We start from the raw sequence: 11629 nt of genomic DNA, 5'->3' as shown, positions 1-11629 counted from the left end.
GTTTTTGTGTGCATTGTGCCTGTTTAGGCATTGATGTAGCTGTCTTTAAAGCCAAGGAAGTAGAGCACACCGTCTAGTCCGATGGTGTTGATAGACTGCTGGGCATTGGCCACAACGCGCGGTTTGGCATGGAAGGCTATGCCAAGTCCCGCCTCTGAAATCATGGGCAAGTCGTTTGCACCGTCGCCAACGGCGATGGTCTGTGCTAAATTTACCTTTTCCACTTGCGCAATAAGTTTCAACAGTTCGGCCTTGCGATGCCCGTCTACTATTTCTCCCACGTAGTTTCCAGTCAGTTTTCCGTTGTCGCCGACCTCCAACTCGTTGGCATATACGTAGTCTATACCATATTTGTGTTGCAGGAACTCACCAAAATAGGTAAATCCGCCGCTTAATATGGCGATTTTGTAGCCATATCGTTTCAGTACCGCCATCAACCTGTCAACGCCTTCGGTAATAGGCATGTGTTCGGCAATGTCTTTCATCACCCCGACATCAAGGCCTTTGAGCAGGGCAACGCGTTTCCTGAAACTTTCTTTAAAGTCTATCTCGCCTCGCATGGCACTCTCGGTAATGGCCTTTACCTTATCTCCAACGCCAGCACGCATGGCTAATTCGTCAATACATTCTGTTTGGATGAGGGTTGAATCCATGTCAAAGCATATCAGGCGACGCATGCGACGGTACATGTCGTCTTTCTGAAACGAGAAGTCGATACCCATTTCGGCTGAGAGGGCCATTAGTTGTTTCTGCATGGCCGAGCGGTCTTGTGGCGTTCCTCGCAACGAGAACTCAATGCAAGCGCGCACGTTCTTGTCGGGGTTCATAATGCTGATACGGCCCGTTAACCTAAGGATGGAGTCGATGTTGAACCCTTGCGACGATATTACTTTTGTGGCCGCCTCAATCTGTTTGGCCGAAAGGCTACGGCCAATAAGGGTAAGTATATAGCGATTTTTGCCTTGTCCGTGAACCCAATCTTCATATTGCTGGTCGCCAATGGGTTCAAAGCCAATGTGTACGTTCAATTCAGTGGCCTTAAAGAGAAGTTCTTTCATTACTTGACCAGAGTGTTTGTCGTCGATACGGATAAGCACTCCCAACGACAGCGAACTATGAATGTCGGCTTGTCCGATGTCTAATATCTGTGCATCGTAACGCGCTAGGATTTTCATTACAGAGGCGGTTAACCCTGGTCGGTCTTGTCCGGTAATGCGGATAAGTATCTGCTCTTCCTTATTCTTTTTCGTGTTCATAAGCCCTAGTCTCTTAGATAGTCTTTCGAAATCATGTCGTAATACAGCGCTTCAAGTTCGCCGAGGGTGAGCTCTTGCAGTGCATGTTCTATTTTGCGTACCAATTCATCACGACGAAACTCGTCGGACGAATGGCCGAATGTGGTGAATGTTTTTGCCATGTGTAACTTTTTACAAAGGCAAAGATACGCATAAATACCGAAATGCACACAATGCAGACAGAAGTTTTGCAGATACGTGTATATAAAGAAGTGGGTTAGGGCCTAGCCCCAACCCACTTCTTACATTGAAACAGTCTCGACTTTTGTTATTTCTATAATTGTGAGGAGTTTGTTGTCTTTTCGATGCCAACATAAGATGAGCCCGCTTCCCATATACGAAGTGCCCCACAAATCAACTCGCTGGCTTATGGCTCACGAAAACCCAACAACAGCCAAACATATCAATTCACCAACGTACAAATTCAAGAATTTATCAACTCACAGGTTCACAAGCTCATCGACACACGATTGCGTCCACTCACGATTACATCCACTCTCAAGCACATCAACTCACGAACTCATCCACTCACAAGCTCATCCACTCACGAGTTCATCAATTCACAAGCTCATCAACCCACAAGATCAGCAATCCCCAAAAACTTAAATTTTTGTCTTTATCTTTACAAAGTCACTCTAATTTCCGCTCCATTCTAGCGAAAATATAGGCTGTAAAGTGGGTAAATTGCCACAATTTCTAGCCTTTCACGTCTTTGGTCTTGTCCGTTTTTAAGAACAGAACTTGCATTTTGCACCATTTTACCTTTCTAGTTTGGTCGCCACCTCGTATTTTTTCAAGCCCAATTACCTGCTTTTAGCCCCCCAAATGCCACTTTTTAACGACTATTTCGCCTTTTTCAGCCATATTTTTCATGGCTCTAAGAGGTTTTATTTATACCATTTCTGCAGATATTTATGCTTATCAACTTACATTTAGCTGCAATACACACTGCATTTTGCACCATTTTACCTTGCGTTTTGCACCTAAACGCATTGCATTTAGCACCAAAACGCACTGTGTTTTGCGGCATTTATGGGGCTACGCATTAATCTTTGAAAGTCTAAACATGAAGAACTTTACCCCTGTCACTCCTCTCTGAGTACCCTCGAAAGCCTTTGTCTTTGAATTGAAAGATTTGGCGAATGTGTTTGTTGCCCTGTTGACGAAGAAGTTGAACACACAGCTATAATGCTCGTATGAGGTAGCTGCAATTGCGTTGAAACTCTTGAATCCCAAGTTGCAGATCTTCTGTGCCTGCGGGTCAAGGATAGCCTTTCCGGGTACTTGGTGGTGCTCTTTGTGAGAGCCATGCGCAGGGAGCGTGCAGCAATGGCATTGTGCGTGGAACGCTTTCGCCACTCCATAGCCTTAATTGTGTGCCTCGAATCAGGCATATTTACCCAACTGGCTACTCTTGCACCGCATCTCACGACATAGTGCAGATTGGCAGATGCCCACAATGTGCGAACTCTCTTCTCTTGCGGTTTTCTTAGGAGCAAAGTTAATGTTTGCGGCCTTTGCATCGAGGTTAATTGTTTATACATAAAGAAGTCATCTAGACCTTTCCCTCTTTCTTATCTTTTTCAGAAAAATCAGTATGAATGCGATGTAGTTCCATCCCTCCCAACTGGTTTGTGTGGTATCGAACCTGTTGAGCACGCTCCTGTATGAGTCCATCCACGCATTAGTCCTTTCAATGCTGTATCTCTCCTTGTAAAGCAGCTCATCAAGTAACTCGTCATCTCTTGGCATACCTCTCCGCTTGTTGAAGGCGACGTTTGGGAACACCTCCTGCTGATGGCAACCTCGCCTGAATAGTGCAGAGTCAAAGCCGGCATCTGCATTGAGAAAGAGTCCCGATACGGACAAGCCAGAGTTCTTAATACCTGCGAACAAATCCTGAAGAACCTGGGAGATGTTGTGAAGGTCGTTGTGAGAACCCGAAACAGGTGTGGACATGGCAAGCGGTATGCCTTGCCGGTCTGTGACATAGATGGCGTTGGTGGTCGTCCTTTTCTTGCGTCCTTGGTATCCACAGCACTCCCCACCGCGAAGCGTGGTGGTGTGGCTGCCGTCCAAATCCACACTGGACATGTCCAAGAAACACCTGTGACGGCTCAATATCATGCCCCAAACCTTTTTCCATTCGCCGTTCCTCGACCACTTGCGGAAATGGGCATACACGCTCTTGTAGCTCAAAACCCTCCCCGTGAAGATGGCTGAAACGGGAAACATGTGCCACTGACAGCCCGTTTTCAGCTTGTAGAGAATGCACTGAATGACCTCCACCAGGTCACTTTTTGTCACATAACCGCGTTTTGCCACCGACAAATATGGCAAGATCTCAGATTTTATTGTATCTTTGTCCAGTACTTCGTACATGAGAGGAGTGTTTATCTTGGTTTTACAGTACAAAGATAATAAACTCCTCTCAATTTGTAGAGATTTTAAAAGTCTAGATGACTTCAAACAATAGAAAGATAATTAAGCTTAGGGAATACTCAAAAAGAACAATTTTTTCCTGTATTGCTGCTGTCTCTCTTCGGTGTTATTCATCTCGGTCGCAAGCCAAACCTGAGCCCCCTTTCATTTTATTTCCTTGCAAAAACAATCGATGTTTCTTGCACCCCGATTTGGTATGAGCAGCTTATCCTTATTGTTTAGGCAAAACAATAGCCGTTGTTCTTATCTACGAAAGCACCTATTAACGTTTTGTTAAAACAATAAATATATTTTACAAACCGTGCTTGTTGTCCGAACCATTCTAGCAAAAAACACCTGCTAAAAGCTATATAAAATGCGCCCAAGGGATAAAATTCCAGCTATTTTTGAGGGCTTATCCCCACCATTTTTGGCCATTTACTATGCTTTTGCATTTCTCTTTGAAGGAAATTTCTCCCAAATTTGCATCCACAACTACTAGAAAATGGAGTCTATGCGCCTGATGTTGCAACGCATTTTGCACCAAAACGCATTGCAATATGCACCAAAACGCACTGCATTTTGCACCAAAACGCACTGCAATATGCACCAAAACGCATTGCATTTTGCACCAAAACGCGAGGCCAAATGCAGCAAAACCCACCCAAAATCCATGTAAAGCAGTATTTTAGGTGCTATTTATGGGTATTTTAACCATTTTGGATGATGAAGGCTTGTTGGCTCTTGCCGGTGCATTTATTGACGTTCTATAGCCATAAAGTGTGCTAAACAACATGTTTTTGTGTATTATTTGTCGTAAATTACAATATACCAAACAGTTACAAACTTGAAAAATACGCGCGAAAATCCAACCACTGCTCGGAAATTTTGCGGCGAAGCCACTCACAATGTTAAAAGTTGGTACAAATATTTTACAGCCTTACGGCTCTTGTTCAGTATCTTTGCGCGACTGTGTTCTGGTTTGTTATAGTCAATCAGAATTGCTTTTGGAAAATAGCTGATAGAAGAATGCAACGTGTGTACAGCATGGCATTAACAAGGCCTTACGCGGTGTAAAAGTTGGTGTGTTGTTTGCCTACGCTTCATTTGTGGCTTTCTAAATCCAATTCTGTTTGACTATTGAAAGATTATCCCATAAAGATTTATATCGCCAACAATCGGCTGTTTAATGTTGATAGAGGGAGTTCAGGCTGTGTAGGGTGTGTAATTGCAGGTAAGAGAAAAGGCATTTGCGACAGTTGTTGGGGCGGATGGGGTGGAAACGTTCCCTTATTTCACTTGTTTCGGGTTAATGTAATCGAAACATTCGATATTAACAAGGCCTAGTTTTTTCAGTTCTTCAATGCTGTATTCGATGTTTTCTGGCGTGTTGTGGTTAGGTATGCTAGGAACGCGCACAAAGATATCCTCCTTCGCCACGTGTGCTGTAAGCCATTGCAGGTTTTCTTTTAGTAAGCCGATGTCTTTGCTGGTATATTCTAGGTAGATGTCTGGATTAAGGTCTTTAATGTCCACAATGTATGTGTTTACTACGTTTAGCAAACGCCGCAAGTGGTTTTGTGGAACGTATAGGCTTGTTTCCACCGTGATGTTCCATGCAGGTCCGCAGATGTTTCTGAATGCTTTGATGAAACGACTTTGCAAACATGGTTCGCCACCGCCAAAGGTTACGCCGCCACCTGTGGCAAGAAAATACAATTCGTCTTGTTTTAACTCGTCGTATAACGCTTGTGGCGACAGCCGTCGCCAACGTCTGCGCGTGTCGTGACACTGGTCGTTTAGGCAGAACTTGCAGTGTAACGGACAACCGAAGAAACCGACGAGCGTGGTAACTCCATGCCCGTCGGTTGCTATGCGATGCCTGTCAATCCCTATGAGGGGAACTTTGGCGTCGTTGGTTCTGTTTGCCATCCAGTGGTTTATTTTTGTGGAACTTCTTCCAAAATCTTCTTCAACAAGTTCCAGAAAGGCACAACGGTTTCGTGTAGGCAGCGTTCGCTGGTACTGTGGGGCGAACGGATGGTTGGCCCAAAGGAAACAACATCCATGTGCGGATACTTATTAAGAATGATGGAACACTCCAAACCTGCATGGTCTACCTTAACGATGGCGTCCTCGTTAAATAGTTGCTTGTGCAAGCGTTGCATCAGGTTAAGTATCTCGCTGTCGGTGTTCGGGTCCCAACCAGGATAGTCTGCGCTGAGTTTCACATCAAAGCCGCCTAATGTGAGCGTGCCTTTAAGCGTGTCGCAGATGTACGCCTTCATTGTTTCGCTTGAGCTCCTAGCTAACATTAGGAACCTGGCTTTCCCGTCTTCGATGTCGATGATGGCCAAGTTAGACGAGGTTTCAACAACCGTTGGTATGGCAGGTATCATGCGTAAAACGCCGTTGTGGCATCCGAAAATGGCTCTTATCACGATGTCTCTGTCGGTGGCATCCATTTGTTTCTCAGGTAGGGGAGCTTTTTCAGCAAATAGTTCCACTTGATTTTCAACGAAACGATATTCTGTTTCGAACATCGTCTTCATCTCGTTGATAAGTGCGCAGGCCTTATCCTCATTGTTTGCGGGGAGCGTAACTAAGGTTTCAGCCTTATAAGGAATGGCGTTGCGCATGTTTCCGCCATGCCAAGTGGCAAGTTCGGCACCGCATTCGGCAACCAACTTGGCCACAACGCGTGCCATTAGCTTGTTGGCATTGGCTCTGCCTTCGTGTATTTCCAATCCTGAGTGTCCCCCTTTCAAACCCTTGATGGTAACTTTTAAGGCCACCCTGTCTTTGTTTACGGGCACTTCTTTGTAGTTGCGCGTAGCGGTAACGTCCACACCGCCGGCACTGCCCACTACAAAACAACCCCATGTTTCGGAGTCGAGATTAAGTAGGATGTCGCCTTGCAGCTCGTTGGCGGGCAGGTCGTTGGCACCATACATGCCTGTTTCCTCATCGGCCGTGATAAGTCCTTCAACTGGTCCATGTTTCAAACTCTTGTCTTCCATAACGGCCATGATGGCAGCAACGCCAATTCCGTTATCAGCACCCAGCGTTGTATTCTTTGCCCTAACCCACTCGTTGTCAATCCATGTTTCAATAGGGTCGGTCTCGAAATTATGTGTACTGTCGGCCGATTTCTGCGGAACCATGTCCATGTGCGCTTGTAGGGTTATGGTTTTTCGATTTTCCATGCCAGGCGATGCCGGCTTTCTCATCACCACATTGTTGGCAGAATCAACGAATGCTTCTACGCCCACTTCCTTAGCGAAGTTCAGAAGAAAGGTCTTAACTTTCTCTAAATGTCCTGACGGACGTGGTACTTGCGTAAGATTGTAGAAGTTACGCCAAATGCTTTCAGGCTTTAAATTTTTAATTTCACTCATAAAACGGTTGTTTAAAAGTTAGTAAAATATATGTATGATTTGGTTATTCGACTGTTGGTGCACGCTTTGAGTGCGAGAAAGCCAATGCCATCCATCCGTAAACGCCAAGGAGAATAACCAAGAGCGTTTGAACCGAATGCACGATAAGCACAAAATTGAGTGCGGCTGTGCTATCTACGGCATATAAGATGAGCATGGTTTTCACGGCGAAGTGCCAAGGGCCAGCCCCATTGGGCGTTGGAACCACTACCGCCATGCTGCCAACCACAAACGTAACCATTGCACAAGCCATGCCTAAACCTGCTGTTGACTCGAAACAATAGAAGGTTAGATAGTAGTGCAGAAAATAACTGCCCCATATAGCCAAGGTGAAAAAGGCGAAGAGCCACTTGTTGCGCACCTTCCTTATCGAGTTGATGCCTTGCCAAATGCCCTTTACCGTTTCTTTCACCTTATTATATATGGCCATCCTTTTCAGCAAGAAGTGCAGCAATACGCCGACTGCGATGGCGCAAATGCCCGTAACGATGTAGCCTGTGGTTGAGAATTGGCCGACAATGGCATGTAGGCTCGTCCCTGTTTTGGTGAAAAAGCTGTCGAAGATGCTCACTTGTGCCAGCAGGGTAATGGCTGCAATGGCCAATACCAGTAGCGAATCGATGGCACGTTCGGTAACAACGGTTCCCAATGCCTTAGCAAAGTCTATCTTATCATATCGCCTAAGCACTGCGCAACGGGCAAACTCGCCTATTCGGGGGATAACTAAGCTTACGGCATACGAAACGAATATGGCATGTATGGCTGTCGATGCCCTGGGCTTTTCGCCCATAGGTTCGAGTGTCTGTCGCCATCTCCATCCCCTGAACACTTGCGCCATGATGCCAAAGGGGAATGAAAGCAGCATCCAAGTCCAGTTCATTTCGTGGAGCATAACGCGCTCAACCTGCTTTAAATCAAAGCCACGATACATCCAATACAATATCGCTCCGCCGAGGAAGAGCGATAGGGCAACCTTGAATGTGTCGTTTATAATTCGTTTGATTTTCAATTTTTCTTGTATTAATACCCTGCAAAAATAATGCAAATCGTTGAAAGTGCAAAACGAAACAGGGCGTTTTTGTGGCCTTTATGCTGATAAAATACTTCTTATTGTGTTTCTGTCGCCATGAGATAAGCCGTGTTTGACTTACAATTAGTTGCGAGAACGCGCTTAAAAAAGGCAACAGAAGAAAGCGGTTTAGGGTGCGCCGAGGACGAAAAGTGGCGTTTTACCATTGTCAATCCACTCTGCAAACTTAAACCCTTCGTATTCGAAAGCGAGCAAATCGTCGGTATTGGTTATCTTGTTTGTGATGATGTAGTTGGCCATTGCCCCGCGACACATCTTTGTGTACACCACAATTGTTTTTCTGCCACGGGCATTCTCGACCATGAATTGGGGCTCGAAGATTTTTACTTTCTTCTTTACCTCATTCCAATCGAAGAGCGATTTCATCTCTTCGCTTGCAAGATAGGCAAGCATGCCATTGTCGTTGCTGATTGATTGGATGAAAAGTTGGGTAAGGCGAGGTTTCCAATAGTCGAATAGTCGTATGTCGTCGTGGTTTTGTAAGCGCACATAACCTTCCAAACGATGTGGCTTTATGGCATCGAGTGGCCGTAAAAGTCCGTATAGAAAGGAGGTTATCCAAAGGTGTTGGTTGGCAAAGCAAATGTCTTCTTGGTTGAAACTGCTCGCTTTCAGGTGCTTGTAGGCCATGCCTGTGAATGCAAGAGCAGCGTGCGAAGTGTCGCCTGCTTGTAGAAAATGCTGATACCTGAGCCAATTTTGGTTGGCTAGCTTGCTGTTAATTTTGAGCATTTCTTCCAATTCTTCCGTTGAAAAGTTCATCATCTCGGTCGCAATTTCCTTGGCTGCTGCGATGAAATGCGGTTCGTTGGCACGTTCGTTAGGGAATGTTATGGGCTTTGTGGCCATGTCTTTGGCGCACGATAGAAGTATTTGCATGCTTTAAAGTGGGTTGTGTATATCGCTTTTTAAATGTGTTGATAAAGCCAATGGCAGAGCAATATTACCGTGGCTTATCTTCGTTTACCTTTCGACTTGTTCGGCTTACCGTTGCAAAAATTTGGGTTGAACGATTTTCTTTCAGCCGTTTTAGGCGAAGGTTTGGGCTCGTAAGCCTTTTCCGTGCGGCTGTTTTTATGCTCACGATGGTTCTTATCATCTTTCTTGCCTTTGCCCGAACTTTGCTGTCTGCCCCAATCGTTTGAGGAATAAAGTTCGTTAATCAGTTCGGGGCGACCAATTTTCCTAAGTTCGCGCTCGATGTTTTGCCTTTCTTCCTTCTTATACCAAAAGAAAAATAGCCTTTGGTTGTTCTTGTCTTTGGGCGTTTTGGCACTGAAAACGGGTTCAAGCGTGTAAGGATCGTAACCTGTGTACCATGCCTCGGTGCTCACGGTCATGGGCGTTGGGGTGAAGTCTTGTATCTGTTCGAGATGGAAGTCAAGCCTTTTGGTACGCACGGCCAAGTCGGCCATGTCTGCCTCCTTACACGCAGGATGGCTGCTCATGAAGTAAGGAATGATTTGTTGCCTAAGATTTTCCTCCTCATTTATCTTGTCGAAGATGCGCTTAAACTCCTCAAACTGTGTGAAACTTGGCTTTCTCATGCTACGCAACACCTCATCGCTGGTGTGTTCGGGAGCCACTTTAAGACGTCCACTTACATGATGTCGTATCAACTCCTTAGTATATTCCATCGCGGCATCGTTCACTTTCTTGTCTTTGCTCTTGTGGAGCAGCAAGTCGTAGCGTACGCCACTTCCGATAAAGCTTTTCTTTATCTCTGGTAAAGCATCTACGGCACGATATATTTCGATGAGTTTCGAGTGGTCGGTATTGAGGTTTGGGCATATTTCGGGATTGATACACGACGGCCGTTTGCACACTTCGCACGCTTTTTTGTTGCGCCCAGCCATGCCATACATGTTGGCCGATGGTCCGCCTAGGTCCGAAAGATAGCCCTTGAAGTCGGGCATTTGTGCCACTTTCTTCACCTCTTTCAGTATACTTTCTTTCGAACGGCACACCACGAACTTGCCTTGGTGGGCTGAAATGGTGCAGAACGAGCATCCCCCGAAACATCCTTGGTGCATGTTTACCGAGAATTTAATCATCTCGTAGGCTGGAATGCGCTTGTTTTTGTACTTGGGGTGGGGCAAGCGAGTATAAGGCAGGTCGAAAGTGGCGTCTAATTCTTGGGTCGTGAGTGTGGGGTAGGGTGGGTTAACCACGGCATACATGCCGTCTACTTCTTGCAAAAGGCGTTGTGCATGCACCTTATTGGCCTCTTCTTCAATGTGTTTGAAGTTTTCGGCTTGCTTGCGTTTGTCTTTCAGGCAGGCCTCGTGGCTGTTCAAAATGATGTCTTTATCGGTTATTCCGCCAGGAACGCTGTTCTTGTCGACCATGAAAACGGTTTGCGGAATATGGTGAATGGTGCTAATGTGCTGCCCGTTTTCGAGACTAGCACACAGCTCTAAAATCGACTTTTCGCCCATACCATAGAGTATGATGTCGGCTTTCGAGTCGCATAGAATGCACTTTCTCACCTTGTCTTGCCAATAGTCGTAGTGTGTAAGTCGGCGCATAGAGGCCTCAATGCCTCCTAAAACCACAGGCACGTCGGGGTAAAGCTCTTTGAGTATTTGCGTATATACCACCGTAGGATAGTCTGGACGGCAGTTGTGTCGGCCGTCTGGACTATACGCATCTTCTGAACGGAGTCGCTTATTGGCCGTGTATTTATTTACCATCGAGTCCATGCAGCCTGGCGAAATGCCGAAGAACAGGCGCGGAACGCCTAATTTTTTGAAGTCGCGATAGTCGCCATGCCAGTCGGGTTGCGGCACAATGGCCACCTTATAGCCCGCCGCTTCAAGGCAACGGCCAATAACGGCCACGCCAAAAGAGGGGTGATCGACGTACGCATCACCCGAAAAGAGGATGACGTCTAGCTGTTCCCATCCCCTTAGTTCGCATTCTTTCTTTGTGGTGGGTAAGAAGTCTGTTAACCTGTAATTGTTCAATGCAGTTCTTAATCTGTTGACAAGTTAGCGGGTTTACGAGTTAACGAGCCGTAATTCTTGTCTTTACATTAGAATTTATTTTAACGAAAAAACGTACTTTATTCTGTTACCGAAGACTTGTTTGCGTTGGTCTTCCACTCGATATAGAGCAACACTAGCTGGTGTAAGCCAAAGGCTTTCATGTTGTTGTTATAGATAACGTCGAGACAGAGGTCTAACAGCGCTTTGTCTTTACCTGTTTCCGACTCTAACAACGACCTTACGTTATACTTCAACTTGTCTAAAACCTCCTCATCAATGATACCATTGCTGTCTACAAGGTTTTTGAGTAAGGCGTACTTGTCAATCGTTTCCAAGTGCAGGTCGCTTACGTCGATGGTTCGCGTTCCCGAATTATTGGCTTGAATTTTATACATATCT

10 protein-coding genes are annotated in these 11629 nt (G+C 45.7%); all 10 read right to left on the bottom strand.

Going from position 1 to position 11629, the window contains the following annotated elements; translation table 11 throughout:
• Positions 1–23: 23 nt before the first annotated feature.
• Positions 24–1256: a phosphoserine phosphatase SerB gene (gene serB / locus BN93_RS11335; protein ID WP_019188440.1), complete on the bottom strand. Its 1233-nt coding sequence runs from the start codon at positions 1254–1256 to the stop codon at positions 24–26.
• 5 nt (positions 1257–1261) lie between these two features.
• Entirely contained in the window at positions 1262–1417 is a 156-nt protein-coding gene (locus BN93_RS18040) for a hypothetical protein (protein ID WP_009229843.1), read from the bottom strand.
• Between the two features lie 916 nt (positions 1418–2333).
• The gene (locus tag BN93_RS19075; protein ID WP_044260573.1) at positions 2334–2654 is read right to left on the bottom strand and encodes a transposase; all 321 of its coding nucleotides are present in this window, start codon (positions 2652–2654) and stop codon (positions 2334–2336) included.
• A 192-nt stretch (positions 2655–2846) separates the two neighbouring features.
• A complete protein-coding gene (locus BN93_RS11320; RefSeq protein ID WP_019188439.1) occupies positions 2847–3677 on the bottom strand; it encodes an IS5 family transposase in 831 nt (276 codons plus the stop codon).
• A gap of 1329 nt (positions 3678–5006) precedes the next feature.
• A complete protein-coding gene (locus BN93_RS11315; RefSeq protein WP_019188437.1) occupies positions 5007–5648 on the bottom strand; it encodes a radical SAM protein in 642 nt (213 codons plus the stop codon).
• An 8-nt stretch (positions 5649–5656) separates the two neighbouring features.
• Entirely contained in the window at positions 5657–7114 is a 1458-nt protein-coding gene (locus tag BN93_RS11310) for an aminoacyl-histidine dipeptidase (RefSeq protein WP_019188436.1), read from the bottom strand.
• Between the two features lie 43 nt (positions 7115–7157).
• Positions 7158–8162, bottom strand: coding sequence for a lysylphosphatidylglycerol synthase transmembrane domain-containing protein (locus tag BN93_RS11305; protein WP_019188435.1), 1005 nt, complete (start codon positions 8160–8162; stop codon positions 7158–7160).
• Between the two features lie 189 nt (positions 8163–8351).
• The gene (locus tag BN93_RS11300) at positions 8352–9122 is read right to left on the bottom strand and encodes a YaaA family protein (RefSeq protein ID WP_019188434.1); all 771 of its coding nucleotides are present in this window, start codon (positions 9120–9122) and stop codon (positions 8352–8354) included.
• 74 nt (positions 9123–9196) lie between these two features.
• The gene (locus tag BN93_RS11295; protein ID WP_019188433.1) at positions 9197–11209 is read right to left on the bottom strand and encodes a YgiQ family radical SAM protein; all 2013 of its coding nucleotides are present in this window, start codon (positions 11207–11209) and stop codon (positions 9197–9199) included.
• 98 nt (positions 11210–11307) lie between these two features.
• Complete coding sequence (locus BN93_RS11290; protein WP_019188432.1) at positions 11308–11625, bottom strand: hypothetical protein; 318 nt, start codon at positions 11623–11625, stop codon at positions 11308–11310.
• Positions 11626–11629 lie beyond the last annotated feature (4 nt).

The sequence above is a fragment of the Prevotella conceptionensis 9403948 genome, from assembly GCF_000312305.1.
Taxonomy (GTDB): domain Bacteria; phylum Bacteroidota; class Bacteroidia; order Bacteroidales; family Bacteroidaceae; genus Prevotella; species Prevotella conceptionensis.
Note: the sequence above shows the minus strand (reverse complement) of the source record. Positions and strands in the feature narration are given on the sequence as shown.

Bases quoted from the DNA above. Each gene is read 5' to 3' on its own strand.
- serB (WP_019188440.1), bottom strand. From the start codon at position 1,256: ATGAACACGAAAAAGAATAAGGAAGAGCAGATACTTATCCGCATTACC.
- BN93_RS18040 (WP_009229843.1), bottom strand. From the start codon at position 1,417: ATGGCAAAAACATTCACCACATTCGGCCATTCGTCCGACGAGTTTCGT.
- BN93_RS11320 (WP_019188439.1), bottom strand. From the start codon at position 3,677: ATGTACGAAGTACTGGACAAAGATACAATAAAATCTGAGATCTTGCCA.
- BN93_RS11315 (WP_019188437.1), bottom strand. From the start codon at position 5,648: ATGGCAAACAGAACCAACGACGCCAAAGTTCCCCTCATAGGGATTGAC.
- BN93_RS11310 (WP_019188436.1), bottom strand. From the start codon at position 7,114: ATGAGTGAAATTAAAAATTTAAAGCCTGAAAGCATTTGGCGTAACTTC.
- BN93_RS11300 (WP_019188434.1), bottom strand. From the start codon at position 9,122: ATGCAAATACTTCTATCGTGCGCCAAAGACATGGCCACAAAGCCCATA.
- BN93_RS11290 (WP_019188432.1), bottom strand. From the start codon at position 11,625: ATGTATAAAATTCAAGCCAATAATTCGGGAACGCGAACCATCGACGTA.